General features: G+C 64.2%; 19 protein-coding genes. 9 read left to right on the forward strand and 10 right to left on the reverse strand.

Features of this window, described 5'->3' with window-relative positions; genetic code table 11:
- Nucleotides 1-67 precede the first annotated feature (67 nt).
- The 6 genes from FJ950_RS04830 to FJ950_RS04855 all read left to right on the forward strand — a co-directional run bounded on the left by FJ950_RS04830 (nucleotide 68) and on the right by FJ950_RS04855 (nucleotide 6667).
- The gene (locus tag FJ950_RS04830) at nucleotides 68-1096 is read left to right on the forward strand and encodes a LacI family DNA-binding transcriptional regulator (RefSeq protein ID WP_015317114.1); all 1029 of its coding nucleotides are present in this window, start codon (nucleotides 68-70) and stop codon (nucleotides 1094-1096) included.
- Between the two features lie 308 nt (nucleotides 1097-1404).
- On the forward strand, nucleotides 1405-2532 hold the full coding sequence (locus FJ950_RS04835; RefSeq protein WP_015317115.1) for a sugar ABC transporter substrate-binding protein: 1128 nt from the start codon (nucleotides 1405-1407) through the stop codon (nucleotides 2530-2532).
- A gap of 76 nt (nucleotides 2533-2608) precedes the next feature.
- Nucleotides 2609-4156: a sugar ABC transporter ATP-binding protein gene (locus FJ950_RS04840; RefSeq protein WP_140615508.1), complete on the forward strand. Its 1548-nt coding sequence runs from the start codon at nucleotides 2609-2611 to the stop codon at nucleotides 4154-4156.
- A complete protein-coding gene (locus FJ950_RS04845; RefSeq protein ID WP_015317117.1) occupies nucleotides 4153-5133 on the forward strand; it encodes an ABC transporter permease in 981 nt (326 codons plus the stop codon). Before FJ950_RS04840 ends, FJ950_RS04845 begins: the two co-directional genes overlap by 4 nt.
- Nucleotides 5130-6116, forward strand: a complete 987-nt coding sequence (locus FJ950_RS04850) for an ABC transporter permease (protein WP_140615510.1) — start codon at nucleotides 5130-5132, stop codon at nucleotides 6114-6116. Before FJ950_RS04845 ends, FJ950_RS04850 begins: the two co-directional genes overlap by 4 nt.
- 2 nt (nucleotides 6117-6118) lie before the next feature.
- Nucleotides 6119-6667: a gluconokinase gene (locus tag FJ950_RS04855; RefSeq protein WP_015317119.1), complete on the forward strand. Its 549-nt coding sequence runs from the start codon at nucleotides 6119-6121 to the stop codon at nucleotides 6665-6667.
- Here FJ950_RS04855 and FJ950_RS04860 read toward each other — a convergent pair.
- The 3 genes from FJ950_RS04860 to FJ950_RS04870 form a co-directional block, all read right to left on the reverse strand.
- Nucleotides 6662-7810, reverse strand: a complete 1149-nt coding sequence (locus FJ950_RS04860; protein ID WP_140615512.1) for a hypothetical protein — start codon at nucleotides 7808-7810, stop codon at nucleotides 6662-6664. The two genes, FJ950_RS04855 and FJ950_RS04860, sit on opposite strands and share 6 nt — an antisense overlap.
- Nucleotides 7811-7820: 10 nt before the next feature.
- Nucleotides 7821-8270, reverse strand: a complete 450-nt coding sequence (locus FJ950_RS04865) for an Rrf2 family transcriptional regulator (protein ID WP_023769580.1) — start codon at nucleotides 8268-8270, stop codon at nucleotides 7821-7823.
- A gap of 251 nt (nucleotides 8271-8521) precedes the next feature.
- Nucleotides 8522-9508 carry a sulfate ABC transporter substrate-binding protein gene (locus FJ950_RS04870; RefSeq protein WP_140615514.1) on the reverse strand — a complete coding sequence of 329 codons (987 nt, stop codon included), beginning with the start codon at nucleotides 9506-9508 and terminating at the stop codon, nucleotides 8522-8524.
- 245 nt (nucleotides 9509-9753) lie between these two features.
- On the opposite strand from FJ950_RS04870, the gene FJ950_RS04875 reads away from it, so the two are divergent.
- The gene (locus FJ950_RS04875) at nucleotides 9754-10035 is read left to right on the forward strand and encodes a DUF1778 domain-containing protein (protein ID WP_140615516.1); all 282 of its coding nucleotides are present in this window, start codon (nucleotides 9754-9756) and stop codon (nucleotides 10033-10035) included.
- The gene (locus FJ950_RS04880) at nucleotides 10035-10520 is read left to right on the forward strand and encodes a GNAT family N-acetyltransferase (RefSeq protein ID WP_140616484.1); all 486 of its coding nucleotides are present in this window, start codon (nucleotides 10035-10037) and stop codon (nucleotides 10518-10520) included. Before FJ950_RS04875 ends, FJ950_RS04880 begins: the two co-directional genes overlap by 1 nt.
- 43 nt (nucleotides 10521-10563) lie before the next feature.
- Here FJ950_RS04880 and FJ950_RS04885 read toward each other — a convergent pair whose 3' ends face one another.
- The 7 genes from FJ950_RS04885 to FJ950_RS04920 all read right to left on the reverse strand — a co-directional run bounded on the left by FJ950_RS04885 (nucleotide 10564) and on the right by FJ950_RS04920 (nucleotide 23145).
- Nucleotides 10564-11604, reverse strand: coding sequence for a sulfate/molybdate ABC transporter ATP-binding protein (locus FJ950_RS04885; protein WP_140615518.1), 1041 nt, complete (start codon nucleotides 11602-11604; stop codon nucleotides 10564-10566).
- Nucleotides 11605-11616: 12 nt separating this feature from the next.
- Nucleotides 11617-12501: a sulfate ABC transporter permease subunit CysW gene (gene cysW / locus FJ950_RS04890; protein ID WP_015317126.1), complete on the reverse strand. Its 885-nt coding sequence runs from the start codon at nucleotides 12499-12501 to the stop codon at nucleotides 11617-11619.
- Nucleotides 12494-13345 (reverse strand): sulfate ABC transporter permease subunit CysT, encoded by an 852-nt coding sequence (cysT, locus tag FJ950_RS04895; protein WP_140615520.1) that lies wholly within the window; start codon nucleotides 13343-13345, stop codon nucleotides 12494-12496. The genes cysW and cysT overlap by 8 nt, the downstream gene beginning before the upstream one ends.
- Before the next feature lie 22 nt (nucleotides 13346-13367).
- Nucleotides 13368-14396: a sulfate ABC transporter substrate-binding protein gene (locus FJ950_RS04900; protein ID WP_015317128.1), complete on the reverse strand. Its 1029-nt coding sequence runs from the start codon at nucleotides 14394-14396 to the stop codon at nucleotides 13368-13370.
- A gap of 224 nt (nucleotides 14397-14620) precedes the next feature.
- Nucleotides 14621-15343, reverse strand: coding sequence for a M15 family metallopeptidase (locus FJ950_RS04905; RefSeq protein ID WP_140615522.1), 723 nt, complete (start codon nucleotides 15341-15343; stop codon nucleotides 14621-14623).
- A gap of 18 nt (nucleotides 15344-15361) precedes the next feature.
- The gene (gene pbpC, locus FJ950_RS04910; RefSeq protein WP_246671938.1) at nucleotides 15362-17452 is read right to left on the reverse strand and encodes a penicillin-binding protein 1C; all 2091 of its coding nucleotides are present in this window, start codon (nucleotides 17450-17452) and stop codon (nucleotides 15362-15364) included.
- Nucleotides 17453-17664: 212 nt separating this feature from the next.
- A complete protein-coding gene (locus FJ950_RS04920; protein ID WP_140615526.1) occupies nucleotides 17665-23145 on the reverse strand; it encodes an alpha-2-macroglobulin family protein in 5481 nt (1826 codons plus the stop codon).
- Nucleotides 23146-23425: 280 nt separating this feature from the next.
- Here FJ950_RS04920 and FJ950_RS04925 point away from each other — a divergent pair, with 280 nt between their 5' ends.
- Complete coding sequence (locus FJ950_RS04925; protein ID WP_015317132.1) at nucleotides 23426-25354, forward strand: autotransporter assembly complex family protein; 1929 nt, start codon at nucleotides 23426-23428, stop codon at nucleotides 25352-25354.
- Nucleotide 25355 lies beyond the last annotated feature (1 nt).

Here is a 25355-nt window from a genome sequence, read left to right on the forward strand (position 1 = left end):
AGATGGCGACAGCTGGAAAGATCGCATTGCGGGCGTGCTTCGATGGCCATGCGCATGGGCCAAGACCGTGATCAAGCCGCGTTCGCGCCGGGGCGGTGGCCGCCCAACCCTGTCGGATGTGGCACGCAAGGCCGGCGTCGGCGCCATCACCGTTTCACGCGCACTGCGCGACCCGGCACGTGTTTCCGAGGAACTGCGCCGTCAGATCCAGGCCGCTGTCGACGAACTCGGCTATGTGCCGGACCCCAATGCGCGTGCATTGGCCTCGGCGCGCGCCGAAGTGTTCGGCGTACTGGTGCCTTCGCTGACCAACAACGTCTTCGCCGAGGTGGTGCGCGGCATCTATGACTGCCTGTCGGACAGCCCGTTCCGCATCCAGCTCGGCAATACGCATTATTCCGGACTGGAGGAAGAGCGGTTGCTGCAGCTGTTCGGTTCGCAACGCCCGGCCGCGCTCATCATTGCCGGCATCGATCAGACGCCTGCTTCGCGAAAACTCCTGGAGAATGCCGGTTGCCCGGTGGTTCAGGTGATGGAGACCGGACCCGATCCGGTGGACATGATGGTCGGCTTCTCGCATCTCGATGGCGGCCGGACGGCGACCGAGCACCTGATAGAGGCCGGGTATCGCCGGATCGGCTTCATCGGTGCACGCATGGACCCGCGCTCGCAGCGGCGCCTGGCTGGTTACCGGGTGGCGATGGAGAAGGCCGGGCTCTCGGACCCGCGCCTGATCACCACCACGCCGGTGCTGTCCAGCGTGCCGCTTGGCCGCGAACTCTTCCGCGATGCGCTTGCCAAGATGCCGACGCTCGACGGCGTGTTCTGCAACAATGACGACATCGCGCTCGGCGTGCTGTTCGAATGCCATCGTGCCTCGATCGAGGTGCCGAAGACCATCGGCATTGTCGGCTTCAACGATCTCGACATGATGCAGGTGGCGTTTCCTTCGATCACCAGCATCCGCACCCATCGCTACGAAATCGGCAGGCGCGCGGTGGCCATGGCGCTTGCGGCGATATCGGGTGACAGGCCGCGGCAGCGGGTCGTCGACCTTGGCTTCGAGCTCAAGCGCCGCGAGAGCACAGCCCGCTGAACACGCTTTCGAGAACACCCGCGAATGACGCTTTACACAACGTCATGGTAGCGCTACCATTTTCCAATGGAGAGCTTCGCCACTCAACTGTTGGGCCTGTTTATTATACATAAGCAACAGCTCATGCTTGTTTATTATGTATAATATGATAGCCTTTTCCCAACCGAAGGAGACGGCAAGGGGAGGGATCGCCGAGGTCTTCGGCATCTGGCAGGCGTGACTGGGTAAGGCGGGAGGTGCCAGCCGGGAGCGCGAAATCGCATAAAAATTGAACCGACAAATCGGAACTGCAATCGGGAGGATTATCGATGATCAAGTCACTTGTCGGCGGCATCGTTGCTGCCAGCGCATTCGTCATGCTCAATTCGGCGGCCATGGCTGCCGGCCCGGAGATCGTCTCCGGTCCCGCCGCCCAGGCCGACTGTTTCGCGCCCTGGGACGCGAACACCAAGTTCTTCAAATTTCCGAAGAAGGAAGGTCCGTTCCGCATCGCCTTCGCCAATGGCTATATCGCCAACACCTGGCGCATCCAGATGGTGCAGACGGCCAAGGCCTATGCGTCGCAGCCCGACGTGAAGGCAAAGATCAAGGAATTCAAGGTCGTCTCGACGGGCGAGGACGTGCCGGCGCAGATTTCGGCGATCAACAACTTCATCGATTCCGGCTATGACGCCATCGTCACCGACGCGCAGAACCCGACCGCCTTCGGCCCGGTCATCAAACGCGCCAAGGAAGCCGGCATCGTGCTGGTCGCCTTCGACAATATTCTCGACACCAAGGACGCTATCAACGTCAATGTCGACCAGAAGGGACTTGGCGAATTGTGGGCCAAGTGGCTGGTCGCCAAGATCCCGAATGGCGGCAAGATCCTGGAAGTGCGCGGCGTCGCCGGCACCTCCGTCGACACCGATCGCCACAACGGCATCCATGAGGTGTTCGACGCCTCCGGCAAGAAGTGGGATGTGACCGAAGTCGCCGGCAAATGGGATGACGGCGTGGCGCAGAAAGTGACCGCCGATGCGATCGCCACCAACGGTCCGTTCGACGGCATCACCGGCCAGGGCGGCGACACCGGCATCGTGCAGGCGATGATGGACGCCAAGCATCCGTTCGTGCCGTTCGGCGGCGAGACCGAAAACGGCTTCCGCAAGTTCTGCGCGGCGCATTCGGCCGATGGCCTGAAGTGCACCTCCGCCGGCTCGGGCCCGGCCCAGGTCGCCGTCGCCATCAAGACGGCGATCGCGGCACTCGAAGGCGAAGTGGTGCCGCAGGAGGTGAAGCTGCCTCTGGCCGTCGCCACGGATCCGGACATGAAGGAAGGCACGGATTACTTCCCGAAGGAGTCCGACAATTTCTTCGTCGGCAATTCCTTCCCGACCTGCGGCATCAATTTCAGCGCCCAGGAAATCATGGGGCAGACCAAGGAAAACCAGTAGTCGCTTTCTATCGTCTGGCGCCGCGGCTGATCCCGCGGCGCCAGCCTGCAATCCCACAATCGCCCTGGGAGGGTTGATGGACGGTGCGGCTCCACTCTTTCGCATGGAAGGCATGTCCAAGCGCTATGGCGGCGTGCGGGCGCTGGAAAAGGCCGAACTGACGGTCGAGGCCGGCAGCATCCACGCCATTCTCGGTGAAAACGGGGCCGGCAAGTCGACGCTGATCAAGGTCATGGCCGGTGTCGTGGCGCCCGACGAGGGCCACATGATGCTGGACGGGCGCGAGGTGACCTTCGCGTCGCCGGGTGCGGCGAACAAGGCCGGCATCGTCTGCATCTTCCAGGAACTGTCGCTGATCCCCGAACTCAGCGTCGCCGACAACATCGTCATTTCCGATCCGCCCAAACGCTTCGGCATGATCGACCGCAAGGCGCAGCGGCGCATCGCCGAGGACGCGCTGGCGCGCGCGGGTGCCGGTGACATCCATCCGCTGGCGCTGGTCAAGGACCTGCCGCTGTCACGACGGCAGATGGTGGAGATCGCCAAGGCGCTGGCCAGGAAACCGCGCATCCTCATCCTCGACGAAGCGACCTCGGCGCTGACGGCGGCGGATGTCGCGAAGATCTTCGGCGTCTTGAAACGACTGCGCTCGGAAGGGCTGGCGCTGCTCTACATCTCGCACCGCATGAATGAGATCGCCGAACTGGCCGATCATTGCACCGTGTTCCGCAATGGCCGCAATGTCGCCAGCTACGAGGCCGGCTCGAAGAGCGACAACGAGGTGGTCGAGCTGATGATAGGCCGTGAATACAGCCATATCTTTCCGCCCAAGCCGGCGGCGGCACCCACTGGCGCCGCCCCCCGGCTCGAGGCGCGCAAATTGTCCTGGGCCGACCGGCTGCACGATATCTCGCTGACAGTCGGGGCAGGCGAGGTGGTCGGCCTCGGCGGGCTGGACGGCCAGGGCCAGCGCGAATTGCTGCTCGCCTTCTTCGGTGTGCTGCGCGGCCTCTCCGGCGAGGTGCTGATCGACGGCAAGCCAGTGACGATCACCAGCCCGGCAGCGGCCCGCGAGGATAGCGTCGGCATGGCGCTCATCCCGGAGGACCGCAAGACCGAAGGACTGATGCTGCCGATGACGGTGCGCGAAAACCTGTCTTTCGCCGCGCTCGATCGGCTGTCGAAAGGCGGCATCATCGATCGCGCCGCCGAACAGCGGCTGATCGACGACATGGTCGGCCTGCTGGCGATCAAGACGGCCGGCCTCGACATTCCGGTCGGCGCGCTGTCGGGCGGCAACCAGCAGAAGGTGGTGATCGCCAAATGGCTGATGCGCCAGCCGCGCATCATCCTGCTCAACGACCCGACACGCGGCATCGATGTCGGCACCAAACAGGAGATCTATCAGCTGATGCGCAAGCTGGCGGATGCGGGCGCGGCGATCCTGTTCTATTCGACCGACTATGACGAGCTGATCGGCTGCTGCGACCGGGTCCTGGTGCTCTATGACGGCGCCGTCAAGCGCGAGCTGGTCGGCGGCGAGATCACCGAGCGGGCGCTGATCGCGAGCGCGCTCAACATCCATGGCGAGGAGAGCCCGGTGGGCCTGGGAGCAAGCGTGTGAAAGACTGGCGCTACTGGCTGGCCGAGCAGCGCGGAACGTTGCTGGCGCTCGGCATCTTCATCGTCATGTTCGTCATCTACACCTCGAACCACCCGGCGGGCTTCACCGCCAATGTCGTGCAGACGGCGGCGAACAAGGGCGTGCTGCTTGCCTTCGTCGCCATGGCGCAGACGCTGGTCGTCATCACCTCCGGCATCGACCTGTCCGTGGGCATGATCTTCCTGCTCACCAACTGCCTGGCCTCCTGGCTGGTGGTAGGCACGCCGTTGCAGACCACGCTCGGCGTCATCGCCGTGCTTGTGGCGGGCCTTCTGTGCGGCGCCGTCAACGGCGCCATCGTCATCTATGGGCGGCTGCAGCCGATCGTCGCCACCATCGCCACCGGGGCTGTCTACTACGGCATCGGACTGTTGTTGCGACCTTTCCCGGGCGGTTCGGTCAATGAGGACCTGGCCGACGCGCTGACCGGCCGCGTGTTCGGCTTTGTGCCGGCGAGCCTGGTGGTGCTGCTCGCCATCGTGCTGGTGATCTGGGTGCCGTTCAGCCGCTCGATCCTTGGCCGTGCCGCCTACGCGGCCGGCTCTTCCGAAACGGCTGCCTACATGTCCGGCGTGCCGATAAGGCGCGGCAAGTTCGCCGCCTATACGCTGGCCGGGCTGCTGGCCGCGATCGGCGGGCTGTTCCTCACCTTCTTCACCTATACGGGCGAGGCTGCGTACGCGAGCGGCAACTCCTACACGTTGTTCTCGATCGCGGCGGTCGTGCTGGGTGGTGTGTCGCTGTTCGGCGGCAAGGGAAGCGCTATCGGCGCCATCTTCGGCGCCCTTGCCTTCCGCACCATTGGCGACCTGTTGTTCGTGTTCGACTTCGATCCGCTCTGGCAGCCGCTGTTCCAGGGCGTTATCCTGCTGGTCGCCGTCAGCCTCGGCGCCTTCGCCCTTTTTCGGGTCCGCAACCGGCTGGAGTGGTTCCTGTGAGCGAGACGACGTTGGGCGGCATTGCCGGCCGCATGCCGAAATTCATCCGCCGCGCCGACCCGGCGGTGCTGACCGCCTTTGCCTGCATCGTGGTGCTGCTGTTGGTCGGCAGTCTCTATTCACGCAGCTTCCTGTCGCCTGAATATCTCCTGCAGCAGCTCAAGGTGGCCTCGTTCCTCGGCGTCATCGCCACCGGCATGATGCTGGTCATCCTGCTCGGCCAGATCGACCTGTCGGTGCCGTGGTCGGTGGCGGCGGGCGCGATGATGGCCTGCGCGGCGGCCGCCTACGGTCCGGCCGGGGTGGTGCTGGCGATCCCGTTCGGCATCTTCTGCGGCGTGCTGATCGGCATCGTCAACGGCATCGGCGTGGCCTATTTGCGCATTCCCTCAATGATCATCACGCTCGCCACCAATGCCGTCGCGCAAGGGCTGATGGTGGTCTATACCGGCGGCTTCTCGCCACAGGATTCGGCGACCGGCGCCATGCGCTACCTGGCCACCGGCTTCACCATTCCGGGCGTCCCCAACGCCGTCATCATCTGGGCGTTTATAGGGATCGCGATGGTGTTCGTGCTGACGCGAACCGGCTTCGGCCGCGCGGTCTATGGCATCGGCAACCGCGAGCGTGCCGCCTATCTCTCCGGCATCGACACGAGACGCGTGGTGATGATCGCCTTCGCCGTCTCCGGAGGGCTTTCCGCCTTCGGCGGCGTGCTGCTGGCCGGCTACGCCTCCAAGGCGGCGCAGTCGATGGGCGATGCGTATCTGCTACCGTCGATCGCAGCCGTGGTGCTGGGCGGTACCTCGATCCTGGGCGGGCGCGGCTCCTATCTCGGCACCGTCGCCGGCGTGATCCTGATCACGCTGTTGCAATCCATCCTCTCGGTCATGCAGATGCCGGAGGCGGGACGGCAGATCATCTATGGCGTCGTCATCGTCGCCATGCTCCTGCTTTATGGCCGCGCGCCGGCGAGCCGCTGACGGTGGACGAAAACGCAGCGCAGGCGCCGACGGGCGCTTCCGGTTTGGCGCCTCCGGCCATCGTGGTGATGGGTGTTGCCGGCTGCGGCAAGTCAGCCGTCGGCATCGCGCTGGCCACCGCACTGGATGCCGTCTTCATCGAGGGCGACAGGCTGCATCCGCCCGAAAACGTCGCCCGCATGGCACGCGGCGAGCCGCTCACCGATCAACTGCGCGAAGGCTGGCTCGACGCGATCGGCGAGCAGATCCAGGCATCGATCGGCAAGCGGCAAGGTGTGGTCGCCGCCTGCTCGGCGCTGAAGCGCGGTTATCGCGAGCGCCTGCGCGGTTTTTGCCCTGATATCGTCTTCCTCTATCTGGAGATCGATCCCGCCACCGCGCGGCGGCGCGTTGGCAACCGCAAGGGCCATTTCATGCCGGCAAGCCTGGTTGACAGCCAGTTCGCCATCCTCGAGCCGCCGGGGCAAGACGAGCGGGCATTGACGCTCGACGCGACACGGCCGGTCGACGAACTCGTCGCCCAGGCAATGCGCTTGATACGCCCGTCATGAGCCTTCTTCGGCGCTGATGCCGATGCCGTCCTGGGCTTCCGTCAACCGCTCATGGCGCGACCAGGACATCATCTGCTCGGGGCACTCTTTCAGCGCCTGCAGCAGGCGGTCGCGTTTGAGCAGGATGTAGCGTGCCTGCAGGGCCATGTTCTTGGCGCCGTCCCTGACTGTGTCCGCTGCCTGGAGCGCCGGTGCCGCCGGCACCAGCTCGGGGCTCAAGACGGCGCGATATTCCCGGAAGGGAACGACCTCGAAGGTCGACATCGCAAACAGGGCCGTCTTGCCGCGCGCGGCGAAATTCGCCGGTGCCGAGGCAAGGTGCGTCCAGCCGCTTTCGCCAAGCGCGGTTTCGGTGAAGGTCGAGCCGGCGTGGATTGTGTTGGTCATCATCACGACGCCGTTCTGCCTCAGCATCTTCTGAATGCGGATGGTGACCTGATAGGCGTCGTCACGGTCGAAGACGATCCGGCTTTTCAGGAACCGGTTCTCGACACGAACCATTGGCGGATTGAGAAAGCGCTGGCCGAATGCCGTCTCGGAAACGCCATGCGTGTTGACGCTGACCTGATGCGCTTCGATGCCGGCCTCATGCATGGCGCGCTTGCCGATCATTGTCTGGGCGGTGAACTGATCGCACCAGAGGATCGCGCCATGGCCGCGTTGCAAAGCGGCCTGCAAGTCCTCAAGCCCTTCCAGCCGGATCGCCGGCGTCCAGCGACGGGCGACCAGATGCGCGGCAAGCTGCATGCGGCGGCGATGGCGCGCCGCGAGCAATGCCTCGAACAGCTTGCGCGCATCGATGTCGCTGCCGAGCACCGCGCGGGTTGCGGCGGCATATCCGGGGAAATCCTTGCGCATATGACGCTTCAGGCGAAACCGCGACGCCCAATCGCAGATCGGCGACCACCAGCGCACCGGCAGCACCGCCGCGACCGCCAGGTAGAAGAGGGCGGCCAGGCTTTCGCGAAGATCCCTGGTGGAGAAGCGGCGGAGCTTGCCGGCGTTAAGCTGCTTGCGGCTGAAGAACCGCACGTCCTCGGCACATTCGGGGACAAAGACGTCGGCGATGATCTCGGTGCGGAAGCTGGCTGCCGATGGCTTGCGGGGGACTTTTCGGGATTTCGTGAACCTCGACAGCCTCATTCGCCCGGCTCTAGATCTGGGATGTCAACTCGACCGGAAAATCGTCGTTGTCGGCATCGCGCATGGCGGCGAGGCTGCGGTTGTCCAGCACCTCGGCGATCGCCTGGCGCACTTCCAGCATCATGTGCCGGACCTGGCAGGTCGCTTCGTCGCAATCCTCGCAGCGCTGGTACTGCGTGCGGCTGGCGCAAGGTATCGGCGCCAGCGGACCGTCCAGCACGCGCACGACATGGCCGATCTTGATCTCGGAAGCGGGGCGGGCGAGGCGATAGCCACCTTCCTTGCCCTTGCGGCTCTGGACGAAGCCGGCGTTGCGCAATTCGCCCAGTATGGCATCGAGGAATTTCTTCGGGATGTTGTTGGCGACGGCGATGTCGTTGACGAAGGCCAATTGGCCAACCGGAAGATTGGAAAGATGCACGAGGGCCTTGAGGCCGTATTTGCCTTTTTTCGTCAGCATGCCCGAGTCAACCCGTTGAAGCCCCAACCACCCCGCATCTGGCGGCTGTTTGTGTGCAAATGATGACGGCATTGCTTCCACACCCTGCCGTTTCGCGAAAACAAGCCATTGGAAAGGCATGTTTGGCACAAACGCGTTGATTGTTTGTAACGTTTTGCACGAAGGCGCCGGATTGCCCTATCGTCTGCCTAAACAAGAAAAGCCGGCCCCGGGGCCGGCTCTCCTGATCTTTCTATCGGACCGCTGAAACTTTACCGGCTGCCATAAGCTTGGTCGAGCAGGCCGCCGGCGGCGAAATGCTCTTTTTGGACCTTGTCCCAACCGCCGAAGACGTCTTCCACCGTCAGCAGGCGCACGTCCGGAAAATCGGCCTTGTATTTGGCCGCGACAGCCGCGTCGCGTGCGCGCAGGCCATTCTCGGCGGCGATGCCCTGGCCCTCGGGCGTATAGAGGAAGTCGAGATAGCTCTTGGCGAGGTCGCGCGTGCCGTGTTCGTCGGCGACCTTGTCGACGATCGCCACCGGGAATTCCGCCAGCAGGCTGACCGAAGGGGTGACCTGCTCGAACTTGTCGTCGCCATATTCCTTGCGGATGCCGCGCGTCTCGGATTCGAAGGTGATCAGCACGTCGCCGATCTCGCGCTGCACGAAGGTGGTTGTCGCGGCGCGCCCGCCGGTGTCGAAGATCGGCACGTTGTTGAACAGCTTGGTGATGAACTCCTTCACCTTGGCGTCGTCGCCCTTGAAGGCTTCCTTGGCGTAGGCGGTGGCCGCCAGATAGGTGTAGCGCGCATTGCCCGACGTCTTCGGATTGGGGAAGATTACCTGCACGTCGTCGCGCACCAGGTCGCTCCAGTCCTTGATGTGCTTTGGATTGCCCGCGCGGACGAGAAACGAAGGCAGCGAATAGAAGGGCGAGGCGTTGTCTGGAAAATCCTTCTGCCAGTCGGTCGAGACGAGGCCCTTCTTGACCAGGAAGTCGACATCGGTGACCTGGTTGAAGGTGACGACGTCGGCCCCGAGGCCTTCGGCGATGGCGCGCGCCTGCGCCGAGGTGCCGGCATGGGACTGGTCGACGCTGACGCCCGGATGCTTGGCGATAAAGGCCTTGTTGACCTGCACGAACAGTTCGCGGCCGACGTCATAGGAGGCATTGAGCAGCTTGTCGGCCGACCAGGCCTGGGAGGATGCGAGGATGAGGCCGGCTGCGGCGGCAACGCCGAGGAAAAATCGCTTCATGAAATGGCTCCGGATGTAATGTTTTATCGTTCGAGCATAGCGAGGGTACAAAGGGACGGCGAGGCATAGATTCAGGGCTTGGCACTCGTTGCTAGAAAACCGTTTCCCAGACAGGCTGATCCTAGGTTTTTCTTTTGAGCGGCATCATATTGGAGCTCGGTTCACGTCAACCTTTTCCCAATGGAAAGGACAAATAGATACACATTGTGTATGCGGCATGTTATGGTGAAGGAAAGGAGCCCTCCATGGCGAAAGCCGCAGCCGAAACTCACGCTAAGCCTGTCAATCTGCGCATTCGCGAAGATATGCGCATACTGATTGACCGCGCCGCGAAGCTACGCGGGAAAACCCGTTCCGATTTCATGATCGATGCCGCCTACCGCGCGGCCGAGGATACGCTCCTCGACCAAACACTGATCAAGGTGGATGCCCAGAGTTACCGGCACTATCTCGACATCCTCGATGAACCGCCAAGCGGGGAAGGTTTTGCGCGTCTTATGAACGTGCCCAAGCCATGGCAGGACTGATGCTGTCGGCGCCCACGCCGCTGGCCGAGAACCACGATCTCGAACCTTTCCAAAGCGGAACGGAAAGTCTCGACCAATGGCTTCGCCGCCGCGCGCGGGCCAACCAGGTCAGTGGCGCATCTCGTACTTATGTGGTCGCGGAAGGCATACGCGTTGTCGGCTACTACTGCCTGTCTTCGGGCGGGCTTGACCTGGCGGAAGCGCCCGGCATTGTTCGGCGCAACATGCCGGATCCCATTCCAATGGTCGTGCTCGGGCGTCTCGCGGTGGACACAGGCTGGCAAGGGAAGGGACTGGGTGCAGCGCTTCTGCAAGATGCCGTCCTGCGCGCCGGTCAAGCCGCGACGATCCTCGGGATACGCGGAATTTTTGTTCATGCGATATCGGACGAAGCGAAAGCCTTTTATGAGCGCCATGGCTTTGCGGCTTCCCCGAAAAATCCCATGACATTGGTGCTGTCGTTGAAAGGCCTGGTGAAAGGGTAGGCGGCCGCCCTCGACCGGGATAGGGATTGACGGCGGTCCTTCGCTACGCAGCCGGAAACAGCTTCCAGCGTCCCGGCCGGAACGCCACGCGGCTCTTCTGGGCCGCCGGATGATCGACCGGCAGTTCGATCTCGACCCGCTGGCGTTCGCCGCCGATCTCGAGCTCGACGCGCCTTGTGCCGGCGACGCGGCGGCTGGCGGCCACGGTGCCGGCGATGCAGCCGCTGCAGCCGTCCAGCAATTCGACGTCATGCGGCCGGAAGTAGAGCATCGCGTCGCCCTCGGGCGCATGCGGGGCCGACAATCCGATCGGACGGTCGGCCAGCCAGATCTCGCCATTCTCGACCTTGACGGGAAGGGAGCTCGATTCTCCGATGAAGCCGTAGACGAAAGGCGAGTTCGGCGTGTCGTAGATGTCGTCGGCGGTGCCGACCTGTTCGATGCGGCCCTGGCTCATCACCACGACGCGGTCGGCAAGCTCCAAAGCCTCTTCCTGGTCGTGGGTCACGAAGACGGTGGTGTGGCCGGTGCGGTCATGGATTTCGCGCAGCCAGCGACGCAGTTCCCGGCGCACCTGCGCATCGAGCGCGCCGAACGGCTCGTCGAGCAGCAGCACCTTGGGTTCGATGGCCATGGCGCGGGCGAGCGCCACACGCTGGCGCTGGCCGCCCGAAAGCTGCGCCGGATAGCGCTTCTCCAGCCCTGAAAGCTGGACAAGATCGAGAAGCTCGGAGGCGCGGCGGCGGATTTCGGCGGCCGGCGGCCGCGTCGGCCCGTGCCGCACCTTGAGGCCGAAGCCGATATTGTCGGCCACCGTCATGTGGCGGAACAGCGCGTAGTGCTGGAAGACGAAGCCGACGTTGCGCTCCTGGATCGATTTCTGCGAAGCGTCCTCGTCACCAAAGAAGATTTTCCCACGCGTCGGGCGTTCCAGCCCGGCGATCAGCCTGAGCAGCGTCGTCTTGCCGGAGCCGGACGGCCCGAGCAGCGCGATCAGTTCGCCCGACTTGATGTCGAGCGAGACATCGTGGAGCGCCGGAAACCGCTCGAACTCCTTGCGCACGTTGGCAACGCGAACTTCCATGCAATGAACCTTCTAATGTCCGCGCGTCGCGGCGAGTTCGGCGCCGTAGCGCATCTCGAGCAGTGTTTTCAAGACCAGCGTGACGAGCGCCAGCCCGGCAAGCAAGGAAGCGACGGCGAAGGCGCCGACGGCGTTGTACTCGTTGTAGAGGATTTCGACATGCAGCGGCATGGTGTTGGTCAGGCCGCGTATGTGGCCCGACACCACCGAAACCGCGCCGAACTCGCCCATGGCGCGCGCATTGCACAGGAGGACGCCGTAGAGCAGGCCCCATTTGACGTTAGGCAAGGTCACGTACCAGAAGGCCTGCCAGCCATTGGCGCCAAGCGACAGCGCCGCCTCCTCGTCGCCATTGCCCTGTTCCTGCATGAGCGGAATCAGTTCGCGGGCGACGAAGGGGAAGGTGACGAAGACGGTGGCCAGCACAATGCCCGGCACGGCGAACAGGATCTGGATGCCATGTGCCTTCAGCCACTCGCCGAGCAACCCTTGAGCACCGAAGAGAAGCACGTAGACCAGACCCGAAATGACCGGCGAGACTGAGAAGGGCAGGTCGATAAGCGTGGTCAGGAAGGCCTTGCCCTTGAACTCGAACTTGGCGATCGCCCAGGCGGCCGAGATGCCGAAGACGATGTTGAGCGGGACCGAGATCGCGGCCACCAGCAAGGTCAGGCGGATCGCCGAACGCGTGTCGGCATCGCTTAGCGATTGCAGGTAGGTGCCAACGCCTTTGGCGAAAGCTTCCTTGAAAACGATGATCAGCGGCAGCAGCAGGAAGACGGCGAGAAAGACGAAGACTATGGCCATCAGCACGGCGCGTGCCGGCCGGCTCTCGGTCACCGCCGCCGAGCGGCTCTCATGATACGGTTCGTAGGATTTGATCTCGGGATCAGCCATAGCGCTTGCGGCTCCATGTCTGCACCAGATTGACGATCAACAGCATGAGGAACGACAGCGCCAGCATGATCGCGGCGATCGCGGTCGCCGCCGGGTAATTGTATTCCTCGAGCCGGATGACGATCAGAAGCGGCGCGATCTCGGATTTGTAGGGCAGGTTGCCGGCGATGAAGATGACCGAGCCGTATTCGCCGACGCCGCGCGCGAAGGCCAGCGAGAAGCCCGTGATGATGGCCGGCGCCAGGCCGGGAAAGAGCACGCGGGTGATGATCTGGAAGCGGCTGGCGCCGAGGGTGGCGGCGGCTTCCTCCACTTCCTTGTCGATCTCTTCCATGATCGGCTGCACGGTTCGCACGACGAAGGGCAGGCCGATGAAGATCAGCGCAATGACGATGCCGAGCGGCGTGTAGGCGACCTTGATGCCGAGCGGCATCAGCAATTTGCCGATCCAGCCATTCGGCGCGTAGAGCGTGGTCAGCGCGATGCCGGCCACAGCCGTCGGCAGGGCGAAGGGCAGGTCGACCATGGCGTCGACGATGCGGCGGCCCGGAAAACGGTAGCGCACCAGCACCCAGGCGACGAGCGTGCCGAAGACGACATTGACGACAGCCGCGATGAACGCCGTGCCGAAGCTGATTCGAAGGGCGTTGATCGTGCGGCGATCGGTGGCGATGGCCCAGAAATCGACCCAGCCGAGAGCGGCCGAACGCCAGATCAGCCCGGATAGGGGGATGAGGATGATGAGGGTGAGGTAGGCAAGCGAGAAGCCGAGCGTCAATCCGAAACCCGGAATGACGCTCGGCTGTCTGAACCGCCACCCCGCCCGCGCGGGTGCTGTGGTCATGTCGTCCCGATCTAGGTTTAGCTCACTGGGCCGGCTTGTAGATCTGGTCGAATATACCACCGTCGCCGAAATGATAAGGCTGCGCTTTCTTCCAGCCGCCGAAAAGCGGATCGTCGATGGTGATCAGCTTGATCGGCGGCAGCTTGGCGAGATCCTCGGGCGGAACCAGTTCGGGCTTGGACGGCCTATAATGGTTCTTGGCGATGATGGTCTGGCCTTCCTTGGAATAGAGGTAGCTCAGATAGGCCTCGGCCACCTTGCGTGTGCCCTTGGCGTCGACATTGGCGTCGACCACGGCCACCGGTGGCTCGGCCAGGATGGAGGTCGGCGGATAAACGATGTCGAAATTGTCGGCGCCGAACTCGTCGAGCGCCAGATAGGCGTCGTTTTCCCAGGCGATCAGCACGTCACCCAGGCCTTTTTGCGCGAAGGTCACGGTCGAGCCGCGCGCGCCGGTGTCGAGCACGGGAGCATTGGCGTAGAGCTTGCCGACGAAGTCCTTGGTCTTGGCTTCATCGCCGCCATCATTGGCGTTGGCATAGGCCCAGGCCGCGAGATAGTTCCAGCGTGCGCCGCCCGAGGTTTTGGGGTTGGGCGTGATCACCTGGACGCCGTCCTTGACGAGGTCGTTCCAGTCGTGGATGCCCTTGGGATTGCCCTTGCGGACAAGGAAGATGATCGTCGAAGTGTAGGGCGCCGAATTGTTTTCGAATTTGGTGCGCCAGTCTGGATTGATCTTCTTTGACTTGGAGACGATGGCGTTGATGTCGCCTTCGAGCGCCAGCGTCACCACATCGGCGTCGAGGCCATCGATCACCGCGCGGGCCTGGGCACCCGATCCGCCATGCGACTGCTGGATGGTCACCGTCTCGCCGGTCTCCGCCTTCCAATGCGCGGCGAAGGCCTCGTCATAGGCCTTGTAGAGCTCGCGCGTCGGATCGTAGGACACATTGAGAATGGTGGTGTCGGCAAACGCGAAACCGAGCGTGCCGAACTGGATAGATGTGGCGACCAGTGCGCCGAGCAGTTTCCTGAAATGAGGTTTGGTCATTTCTGCCTCCGTTGAACCCGCGCCAAATCTAGCGAATTGATAGAAATAAGATGCATTGAATGTTGCCTTTTTTGTTCTCCTGAAGAAAATCTTCGACGACTTGTCGCTGTTATGAGAAATATTTTCCTCGCGGTCGCTCCGCGCCGGAGTCGGCCCACCATCCGGCCTATCTAGGGATGCGCGGTTGCCGGGCAAGGCTGGTTGGGCAAGGGTGGTTGGGCAGGTTACTCAGCGGTCACCGGGAAATCGAAGCGCTGCTTTTGAAATGGCTCCCGGGCCAGCGCAAAATGCCACCATTCGCGCGCGTAGTTCTTGAACCCGCCAGCACGCATGGCATCGACGAGCAGCTTTCGGTTTGCCGCAGCTTTGGCGCCGAGCGGGCGATGCGCGGTCTCGCTCATCGGGTCGAAACAATCGAAGCCGGTGCCGAAATCGAGGGTGTCGGCATCGATCGCGCCGCAGGCCGGTTTCGGCACGGGGGTACTGTCGACAGGCGCGATGGCAACATCGACGGTGGAGCCGCGCGAATGACTGGACAGTTCGCCGACATAGCCCTTGGCGATGAGATCGCCACGCTTGACCTTCGGATACCATTGCGGGTCCGGCGGTCCACCCGCGGCCGTCCATTCGCCCATGTCGGCAACGGCGCGGGCAGGGCGATAGCAGTCGAAGACGACCAGCGTCAGGCCTCTGGTGGCCATCGCCCGCTGGACTCTGGAAAGTGCCTCGGCGGCCTCCCGGGTCAAAATGCAGACCGGCGCGTCATAGCCATTCACCTTGCGGTGCAGAAAATTGTCGGCGTTGGCGTAGCGAATGTTCTGGCGGATCGATGGGGCGACATCGGCGAGGCGAACGAAACCCGCGGGGAGGGGATCGGCAGGCGCCGGCAGGGCCGAGCCGGCGATCATCAGCGCACAAAAGCCAATGCGCTGAATCGCGTGGCGCATTCTATTCAAGGATCGCTTTCACTGGACGAAGACCTTCACACTGGCAGCCCGTCCTGCGGCGTCGATGACGGTGAGCGTCGAATAGCCCGCGCCGTCGGGCAGCCAGGTCGCGGTGCGGCGGCGGTCGAGGCCGATGAGGGGCTTGCCATTGGCCAGCCAGCGGAACGGGGCGCGGCCGCCTTGCAATTTCAGCACCAGCGGCGAGGCGTCGGCCGAGTTGGTGGAGAGATCGACGCGGGCGCCGTCCGGCGGGAAGATGATGCTCGGCGCCGGTTCGGTCGGCGTCGCCTGCACCAGGCCATCCGCGCCGGCGCCGAAGCGGGCGAGCGTCACAGGCAGGTCCTCGCGCTTGGGTGTGAAGGCACCGGGCGGTTTGCCTGGCAGCGGTACGGTGGCGAGGCCCGAGCGGACAAAGCCTTCGAACAGGATCGGGGCGGCCGAGACATAGCCGGAGAGGCCCGGCACCGCGCCGGCATCGGGCCTGCCGACCCAGACGCCCAGCACATAGCGGCCATCGAAGCCCACCGACCAGGCGTCGCGGTAGCCGTAGGAGGTTCCGGTCTTGTAGGCGATGCCGCGCTGCAAGGCACCTTCCGGCGGTTTTACTCCGGAGAGGATGTCGATGATCTGCCAATTGGCCTGGTCGCTGAGGATGGTGGTGGTCGAACTCACGGCATTGGCCGGTTCGGTGCCGTCGCGCAGCGAGTGCGTCTTGCCGCCATTGGCGAGCCCCGTATAGAGCTGGACGAGGTCGCGCAGCGTGACGCCGACGCCACCAAGCCCGATGGCCAGCCCCGGCGCCTCATTGACCGGCAGGATTGGGTTGACGCCCGCCTGGCGGAAGCGCGCCGTCAGCCGCGCCGGACCGACCGCGTCGAGCACCCGGATCGCCGGGACGTTGAGCGACAATTGCAGCGCCTGGCGGATCGAGACATCGCCCTGATAGCCCATGTCGAAATTCTTGGGTCTGTAGCCGCTGAAATCGACCGGGCTGTCCTCGATCAGCGTCTCCTGCGCCACCAGTCCCTGTTCGAAGGCGAGGCCATAGATGAACGGCTTCAGCGTCGAGCCGGGCGAGCGCACGACCTTGGTCATGTCGATCCAGCCGGAACGGCTGGAATCGAAGAAATTGGCCGAGCCGACTTCGCCCAGAATGTCGCCGGTGCGGGCATCGGCCAGCACCATGGCGACCGACAGACGCGGCCCGAGCCTGGTGGCGGCGTCGCGGGCCACCTGTTCCAGTCCTTGCTGAACGCTTTTGCGAATCGTCAGCTTGAGCGGCTGGCCGGGGACGGCCTTGGGCAGCATCGCGTAAGAGGCATGCGGGGCGAGCGCCGGCAAGCGCCGGCGCAGGCCCAACACATCGTCAAGCGCCGCGCGTGCCGCCTCGCGTTCGCCGATCAGGCCTGATGAGACCATGCGGGTGAGCACACGGTCGCGAGCTGCGTGGGCGATCTGCAGGTTGCGGTCAGGGCGGCGTTTTTCCGGTAGTTGCGGGAGGGCCACCAGAAGCGCGGCTTCGGAAACGGTGAGCCGATTTGGCTCCTTGCCGAAATAGGCGAGCGAAGCGGCGCGCACGCCCTCCAGATTGCCGCCATAGGGCGCCAGTGTGAGATAGCGTTCGAGGATCTCGCGCTTCGACAACCGCCGCTCGATCTGGACGGCGCGCAGCATCTGCTTGAGCTTGGAGCCGAGGCTGCGGCTCTCGCGTGGCTCGATCAGGCGGGCAAGCTGCATCGACAGGGTCGAGCCGCCGGAGACGATGTGGCCGCTGGTTGCGAACTGGCCGGCGGCGCGCGCCAGCGCCAGCACGTCGACCCCGTCATGGTCCCAGAAGCGCTTGTCCTCATAGGTGACCAGCATGTCGACGAACTGCTTGTCGACCTGGTCGAGCCGGGTTTCCAGCCGCCAGTAGCCGTCCGGCGTGGCAAAGGCGCGCAACAGCTGGCCGTCGCGGTCCTGGACTTCGGTGGAGACGGTGAGCCTTTCAGGAAGCGGGGGCGGGAAGGCGCGGTCGAGTTGCCAGAGGGTGGCGGCGGCAATCGTGAAGAAGGCGGCAAGGGAGGCAACTGCGATGGCAGCGCGACGGAGGAGTTTCTTGGAAAGCATGGCGCCGCCCCTCATCCGGCTGCCGCCACCTTCTCCCCGTTTAGTGACGGGGAGAAGGGAGCTGTGGCATGCATTGGCGCCTTTCCTGCGACGTTTAAAGCTGGCGAAAGCTTTGGTGCAGGCTTCTTTCTCCCCGTCTCTATACGGGGAGAAATGCCCGGCAGGGCAATGAGGGGCGGCGCGAACCTCACGTTCATTTCCGCCAAGGCACCTTACGGTGCCTTGATCTCCATCATGCCGGTAGCTGTACGGGCCGAATATTGCGGGCGGTACATGTCCTCCACCGTTGCCGCCGGATGGGCGTAGGTGCCCGGCGTCACGGCGCGCACGACATAGGCAAGCGTCAGATTGTGGTCGTGGTCGCCATCGGCCGGGTTGAATGCCGCGACGAAGCGATCGTCGCGGAATTCCAGATGCGCGGCGTCGGTCTGTGCCAGCCAGGAGAAGTTCGTCAACTGGGCGCTGGAGACCAGGCCTGGATTGTCGATCTCGAAGCCGGCCGGCAACAGGTCGGTGACCAGCAGGCGCGACGGCCAGCTGTTCTGCTCGGTGACCTTGAGCACGACGACATAGCGTTCGTTCTGGGTTGCCTCGGTCACATTGGCTTCAGTGCCGTCGAGCTTGTAGTAGGTGCGGCTGATGGTGAAGCCGTCACCGCCGGCCGGCAAGGGCTGGATCGGCGACGCCACGGTGGTGACGACGGCCTGCAGCGGGGTCTCGCCGGTGTTGGCGATTTCGAGCGGGCTGTCGATAAGCTCGGAGCCGTTGACCTGGTTGGAATAGCCGCCGGAATGCGGCGCGCCATTGACGGTGAGCGCGATGGAGTCGTTGCCCTCCTTCAGCGCGCGCGCCGCCAGCAGCATCCAGGAATCGTCCTGGGTGCTGGTCCAGCGGGCTTCGGCGCGTTCCCTGGTCACCAGTTTGATCAGCTCGGGCACGATGGTCGATACCGGCTTCGATTCCGCCGCCAGCGACAGCATCGCCGCGCCGTCACGCAACGCCGAACCGTAGTCGGAGCGGTACCAGTCGTAGTCCGTGCTCGACTTGGCGAGCTGCAGCGCGGTCTTGAACGTCGCCTCCGAACGCTGCGTGTCGCCGTAGAGCGCCAGGCTCGCCGCCAATTGGGCAACGGCCATCGGGCTCGAGAAGGCTTCGAGCTGGGTGTCGGCGTAATAGCGCAGATCGCCGATCGAGGCCTTCTTGTTGCGGGCGAGCACATAAAGGGCGTAGGCGATCTCGCTGCCGCGGTCCTGTACGCTCTGGTCGTAGCCGAGCGAGTTCTGCAGGTTGTTGAGGGCCTGGTTCATCGCCAGAGCCGGCACGTCGTATTTCTGCTCCCGCGCCCTGGTCAGGAATTCGCTGACATAGGCGTCGAGCCACAGATCGCCGGAGCCCGGACCCCACAGGCCGAAGCTGCCGCTCGATGACTGGTAGCTCAGGACCTTGTAGATTGCGTCCTGGACGCGGCCGTGCAGGTCAGGGTCGCTTTCCATGCCGACGCCGGATGCCATCTCGTTGACGTAGAGAAGCGGCATGGCGCGGCTGGTGGTCTGCTCGGCGCAGCCATAGGGGTAGCGATCAAGTGTCATCAGCAGCGAGGGCACGTCGAAGGCTGCCGCCTGCGAAACGCCGACACTGACCGAAGCGCCGTCGAGCAGGCTGGCCGCCAAGAGTTCCTTGTCGACGCGCAGCGCGCCGCCATTGCCCTTGAGGTCGACCACAAGGCGCGTGGTGACCGGCAATTGCGCCGGGCGCACCGGCACATAGAGCGTCTGCTCGACCTTGGTGCCGTCGGCGTGCGCCAGCTTGATGGTGAGCGAGGCATTGCCCGCTGTCCTGGCGATCAGCGGCACGGTCAGCGTCTGGCGCTTGCCCTGGGCGAGCGTCAGCTTCTGGGGCAGGGGCTTGTCGCCCGTCGACAGGTCGCCCGTCGTATCGATCGACAGCGCGTAGTCGCCGGCCGGGCCGTCGGTGTCGGCCACGTCGAGGCGCATGACGGCGTTGTCGCCAGGCGCCAGGAAGCGCGGCAGGCCGGCGGTAATCACTATGGGATCGCGCACGATCACGTCCGCCTGGGCATGGCCGACCGCTTCCTTGGTCCAGGCGACGGCCATGACGCGCACGGTGCCGTTGAACTGCGGGATATCGAAGTCGATCCGCGCCTTGCCGTCGGCATCGAGCTGGACGATGCCGGAGAAGAAGGCGACCAGCTTTTCGGTGGGCGGGCTGCCCTGCGCCTGCATGTTGGCGCCGTCGCCGCCGGTCCGGAGCTTGCCGGTGGTGCCCAGCGAGCCATCGATCAGGCGGCCGTAGATGTCGCGGATCTCCATGCCGAGCATGCGCTGGCCGAAGAACCAGTTCTCCGGATCCGGCGCCTTGTAGTTGGTCAAATTGAGGATGCCGACATCGACGGCGGCAACCATGACATAGGCGTTCGTGCCCGGCTGCACTCCGGCCACGGAAACCGGGATCGACAGCTGCTGGCGCGGCACGGTCTTGTCGGGCGGCGTCAGCGTGATGGCGAGCTTCTTGGCGCCCGGATCGACCGTCAGCCACTTCACGCCGATGGCGCGGGCCGGCATGCGCGTTTCCTGCGCATCGCCCGGCCGGAACAGGGTTGCCGTGACGTAGGCGCCGGCACCCCAATCGTCACCGACGGGGATATCGACGGTGCCGCCGCCTGCCGGTACGGTCGCCGTGATGGTCTTCAACAGCTTGTCGGAACCGATGTTGATCAGAAGTTCGCCGGCAAAATGCGGCGAGATTTTCAGCTTCGCCACTTCGCCCGTGGCATAATTGTCCTTGTCGAGCGCGATCTCAAGGCCATCAGGCGTTTCGGTGGTCGTCGAGGCGACATACCAGCCGGCGTCGAACTCGTAGCTGGTCGCCGGCCCCTCGGGATCGGATGTCTCGACCTCGAGCCGGTACTGGCCCCAATCGACCGGCACGGAGACGGTGGCGTCGCCGTCGGCGCCGAGGTCGACCTGGCCGTTGGAAATCGACTTGGTGAAGGAGACCGGCTCGTAGTTCCAGGAGTTGTTGGAGCGGTACCACTGGTAATTGCGTTCGACCTTGACCAGTGTCCATTGCGCGCCTTTCAGCGCCTCGCGCTTGCCGTTGGGATCGACGGCGATCAGGCTGAACTTGGCGGTGCCGCCCTGCGGCACTTCGCCATCGGCGAAGTCCGGTCGGATGCCGATCATATGGCCTTGCGGGCGGATGCCGATGTTGAGCGAGCGCTCGATGGCGCGGCCGCCGGTTTCGCGCATGCGCACCGTCACCTTGCCGTCGACCAACTTGGTGGTCGAGGGCAACTGGTCGACGGTAACAGGGAAGGTCGCCTTGCCGTCATCGCCGACCACCGGCAGGTCGGTGAGCGGCGTGACCGTCGGCTCCGCCGACTGCTCGTCGGCGAGGCCGAAGGAAAAGTTGGGAAAGCGGTCCCAGTCACGAGAGGTCGACAGCGTCAACTCCCCTTCCAGCGCAAGGCCCGCCGCCGGCGCGCCATAGAGGAAGCGGCCGTCAATGTCGATGTTGGCGGTTTCGCCCCGCGCAATCTCCTGCTTGTCGGCTTTCATGTCGAATTCGATGCGATCCGGCACGAAGTCCTCGACCAGGAACATCTGGCTGGCCACCGCCGGCTGCTTGGGATCGGTGTGGATCGACACCGACCATGTGCCGCGCATGGCGTTGGGTTCGAGCGGCAGGTCGACGGCATGGCCGCCGGCCGAGGCGCCGTCACTGACGATGCGGCGGTCCTCGACGCCATCGGGGCGCGAGAAGATGAAGGTCAGCGGCAGGTTCTCGACCGCCTTGCTCGCACCATCGCGGGCAAGGGCGGCGACATGGACGTCCTCGCCGGCGCGGTAGATGCCGCGCTCGGTCCAGGCATAGACGTCGAGCGCGCCTGGTGCCGCGCGTCCGGTGACGCCACGGTCGGACAGGTCGAAGCCGGCCTTGGCCATGTCGAGGAAGACGAAGTCATTATCGCCCTGCTTGGCCATCAGCACGGCCGGCACCATGCCGCCGTCACCGCGCGTCAGGCCGGGGTTGAAAACGGCGTGGCCGTCGGCATCCGACGTCGCGGTGCCGAGAACCTCGTTGTTCCTGGCAACCAGCGTCAGTTCGGCGCCGGCAATCGGCTTGGCGCTGCCCAGCGAACGGGCAAAGACATTGAGCCCGTCCTGGCCGGTATAGGTCGACAGGCCGATGTCGGAGACGACGAACCACTGCGTGGCCAGCGAACCGTAGTCGTCACTCTTGTCGTTGACGGGCTGCGCGGTCAGCACATAGACGCCGGGCTTGCGCTGCGGCAGCGCTTCGTCGACGGGGAAGGAGGTGGTGACTTCCTTGTTGAGGTCGTTGCCGATGTCGAGCTGGCCCTGCCAGACCGGTGCGCCCATCTGCTCGGAAATGTTGGAGATGTCATAGCCGTCGAGCTGGTGCAGGAACTGGTAGCCCGACAGAAGCTGCGCCAGCGAACGGTCGCCGATGCGGTAGAGCTTCATTTCGGCGGCGTTCATGTTGACGGTGACGACCGGGATGCCGCGGCGCGCGCCGGCCGGCAGCACGAAGCTGTCGCCGGTGAAGCGGGCGGACGGCGCGCGGTCCTGTACGTAGATCGACAGCACCACGGGGGCGGCGGTCACTTCGCCGATCGCCGCCGGCAGGCCGGCGCGGAAGGTGACGTCGTAATGCTGGCCATGCTCCAGGCCCTCGACGCAGATCTGCTTGTCCTTGGCCTCGACGCCCTTGGGCGGCGCGTTGTCGACGGTGACGAACTGCGCGTAGTCGACGCCGGTCTTGACCAGTTCCTCGGAGAATTGCGCGCAGATGCGCGGCGCGCTGGTGTCGGCATCGATGCTGTGATCGACAACGCGGAATCCTTTGCGGGCTTTCAGATCGGCATAGTCGGCCTGGACCGCGGGCGAGCTTTCCAGCGCAAGGCTGGCCTCATAGGCCTGCAGCGCCGGCCGGTAGAGATCGCGCTTGTCGAGACCGTTGCCGAGCAGCGCCAGCACTTCGGCGCGCGTCTTGGTGGTGCGCAGCAGCTTATAGGCGTTGAAGGCGGCCGACGTGCCGTTTGCCGGCAAAGTCGAGGCTTCGGAGGTGTTGGCCGCAGGCTGCACGGCCAGCGTTTCGCGCGCCAGCTTGAGCCAGAGCTGGCCATCGTCAGGCATGACCGAGACCGCGGCCTCGTATTTCTGCATGGCGGAGCGATGGTCGCCGGTCAACACGGCCTGTTCGGCGGCATTGGTCAGCGCCGCCATGCCCTCTGTCGGCTTGTCGAAGGCCGGGCCGAGCACCTTGTTGCGGTATTGCTGGGCCTGGTCGGCCATCCAGTTGGGAAAGAAGGCGAGTTCCGGCGGCGCGCCGATGTCGGGATCGCCGTCCATGTTGACGACCTTGCCGGCGACCGCGCCGGTGAAGGATTTCAACTGGTTATAGTCGGATTTGAGAAAGCACCATTTTGCCTTGGTGTTGTAGGTGAAGGCGCGGCAGGCCGGATCGCCGAGGCATGTCGTCTTGCACTGGTCGAGCGTGACGTTCTGGTCGGACCGGAGATCGAAGCCGAAATAATCGGAATTGTCCGTCGTCGCGATCCGCCGGGCCTCGGCCGCTTGCGCGACGCTACCCCAGGCAAGGAAAAAAAGGACGAGAATCGACAGACCACGAGCCGCGCGCATTGCCATTACACCCTCCAGACAATTGCAGACGTCCGGGCATGATCAAGCTTCAGTCGGGCTTGTCAACGCGCGAACGCGGCAGGTGCCGCCTGCCAACGGTTTATTTTCCGGCCAAGGACCGGTATGCGGACAGTAACCTCCATGGGAAAGGGGATCACGCTTTCTTGCGGAAACGCAGAAGGTGTGAATTCCAAGCCCGTCCTATTTCAGACAATTGGATTGTGGCCCCTTTACGAGCGCTTCAGAACTTCATTCCAATTTTAGTTTTACGAACTAGGTTGTCTTAATGCCGGCGTATGAAGAGCAGATGTCAGGAGGGATCGCGCCAGGGCGCGTGCTTCCGCGCGCCCTGCTTTTGGCCATGATGTGCTCGATGGCGCTGCTTTGCGAATCGAGGCCCGCGGCCGCGTTCGAGCTTTTCGGCATCAAGCTGTGGGGATCGTCCAGCGACGAGGACGCCGACATTGTCGATCCCCTGCGCTATGCGGTGACCATCTCCGCGCCCGATGCCGACAAGGACCTGGTCAAGAAGCTCGAAAACGCCTCGGCGTTGAAAGGCGACGAGGACCGGCCGGTTTCGGGCTCGCTCGGGCTGATGGCCAAGGCACGCAGCGACCGTGAACAGCTGGTCGCCGCCCTTTATGCCGATGCCCGTTATGAAGGCGTCGTCACCGTCACCATCGACGGCAAGCCGCTCGACGAATTGCCGCCGGACGCCGAATTCAAGGGGCCACAGCCCATTCCGGTGGCGATCACCATCTCGGCCGGCCCCAAATTCACGCTCGGCAACATCAGGCTGGAAGGCGACGCGGCGGGGCTGATGAGCGCCGATTATGGGCTGATAGCAGGCGGCGACGCCGGATCGGGCGCTGTGCTCAAGGCCGAGGCGCTGATCGTGCGGACGCTGAAGGAGCAGGGCAGGCCGCTGGCCAAGGTGACCGGCCGGCAGATCGTCGCCGACCATGCCACCTCGACGCTCGACGTGTCGCTGACGGTCGCGGCCGGCCCGGTAGCCGGCTATGGCGCGACCACGGTGGAAGGCACCGAGAAGGTCGACCGCGACTTCACCGAATACATGACCGGGCTGAAGCGCGGCAAGCAGTACTCGCCGCAGGAGATCAGCGACGCGCGCGACAGGCTGCTGGCGCTGGAGGTGTTCAACAGTGTCACCTTCAAGGAAGCCGACAAGCTCGACGCGGACGGCAACATCCCGATCGGCGTCCAGGTCAGCGAGCGCAAGCCGCGTTATTTCGGGCTGGGCGGCACCTTCTCGAACACCGAGGGGCTTGGCCTGGAGGGCTACTGGGGCCATCGCAACCTGTTTGGCCGTGCCGAGAAGCTGCGCATCGACGGTGCCATCAGCGGCATCGGCAGCAACAATCTGTCCGAACTGAACTACAATGCCGGCATCATGTTCGAGAAACCCGGCGTCATCGGGCCGGCGTCGAAGTTCTTCGCCAGCGTCAAGACGGTGCTGGAACATCCCGACGCCTACGACCATTTCTCGGTCAAGGGCAGCACCGGCCTGTCTTATGAACTCGACAGGAAGCAGACCGTGTCAGCCGAGGTCGCGCTCGATTATTCGCGCATTCACGACGCCTTCGGCAAGCACAAATACCTGATCGCCAGCGTTCCGCTGCAGTATGTCTATGACAACAGAGACAGCCGGCTCAACCCGACCACCGGCTTCCGTTTGCTGGCCTATGCCGAGCCGAGCTACGACATTTTGAGCGGTGCGGCCTTCCTCAAGCTGAAGGGCGAAGGGTCGGCCTATCAGTCGCTGGACACGGCCTCGAAATTCGTGCTGGCCGAACGGGTCGCCGTAGGCTCGATCGTCGGTACCGGGCTGCAGAACGTCCCGGCCGACCGGCGTTTTTATTCCGGCGGCGGCGGCTCGGTGCGCGGCTATGCCTATCAGGGCATCGGCCCGAAGGACTTCACCGGCCAGCCGATCGGCGGCCTGTCCTTCTTCGAGACTTCGGTCGAGATGCGCATCGCCGTCACCGACACGATCGGCATCGTGCCGTTCGTCGATGCCGGCACCGTGTCGACCAAGTCGGTTCCCAACTTCTCCGACGTCAAGGTCGGCGCCGGTGTCGGCCTGCGCTACGTCACGCCGTTCGGGCCGCTGCGCATCGATGCGGCCGTGCCGCTCAACCGCGACCCAGGTGATCCGCATTTCGGCATCTATGCCGGCATCGGACAGGCGTTCTGAC

This window comes from Mesorhizobium sp. B2-3-14, from assembly GCF_006442175.1.
GTDB lineage: Bacteria > Pseudomonadota > Alphaproteobacteria > Rhizobiales > Rhizobiaceae > Mesorhizobium > Mesorhizobium australicum.

Excerpts from the sequence above, each read along its gene's own strand:
- FJ950_RS04835 (WP_015317115.1), top strand. The coding sequence starts at position 1,405 with ATGATCAAGTCACTTGTCGGCGGCATCGTTGCTGCCAGCGCATTCGTC.
- FJ950_RS04840 (WP_140615508.1), top strand. The coding sequence starts at position 2,609 with ATGGACGGTGCGGCTCCACTCTTTCGCATGGAAGGCATGTCCAAGCGC.
- FJ950_RS04860 (WP_140615512.1), bottom strand. The coding sequence starts at position 7,810 with ATGAGGCTGTCGAGGTTCACGAAATCCCGAAAAGTCCCCCGCAAGCCA.
- FJ950_RS04865 (WP_023769580.1), bottom strand. The coding sequence starts at position 8,270 with ATGCTGACGAAAAAAGGCAAATACGGCCTCAAGGCCCTCGTGCATCTT.
- FJ950_RS04870 (WP_140615514.1), bottom strand. The coding sequence starts at position 9,508 with ATGAAGCGATTTTTCCTCGGCGTTGCCGCCGCAGCCGGCCTCATCCTC.
- FJ950_RS04875 (WP_140615516.1), top strand. The coding sequence starts at position 9,754 with ATGGCGAAAGCCGCAGCCGAAACTCACGCTAAGCCTGTCAATCTGCGC.
- FJ950_RS04880 (WP_140616484.1), top strand. The coding sequence starts at position 10,035 with ATGCTGTCGGCGCCCACGCCGCTGGCCGAGAACCACGATCTCGAACCT.
- FJ950_RS04885 (WP_140615518.1), bottom strand. The coding sequence starts at position 11,604 with ATGGAAGTTCGCGTTGCCAACGTGCGCAAGGAGTTCGAGCGGTTTCCG.
- cysW (WP_015317126.1), bottom strand. The coding sequence starts at position 12,501 with ATGGCTGATCCCGAGATCAAATCCTACGAACCGTATCATGAGAGCCGC.
- cysT (WP_140615520.1), bottom strand. The coding sequence starts at position 13,345 with ATGACCACAGCACCCGCGCGGGCGGGGTGGCGGTTCAGACAGCCGAGC.
- FJ950_RS04900 (WP_015317128.1), bottom strand. The coding sequence starts at position 14,396 with ATGACCAAACCTCATTTCAGGAAACTGCTCGGCGCACTGGTCGCCACA.
- FJ950_RS04905 (WP_140615522.1), bottom strand. The coding sequence starts at position 15,343 with ATGCGCCACGCGATTCAGCGCATTGGCTTTTGTGCGCTGATGATCGCC.
- pbpC (WP_246671938.1), bottom strand. The coding sequence starts at position 17,452 with ATGCTTTCCAAGAAACTCCTCCGTCGCGCTGCCATCGCAGTTGCCTCC.
- FJ950_RS04920 (WP_140615526.1), bottom strand. The coding sequence starts at position 23,145 with ATGGCAATGCGCGCGGCTCGTGGTCTGTCGATTCTCGTCCTTTTTTTC.
- FJ950_RS04925 (WP_015317132.1), top strand. The coding sequence starts at position 23,426 with ATGCCGGCGTATGAAGAGCAGATGTCAGGAGGGATCGCGCCAGGGCGC.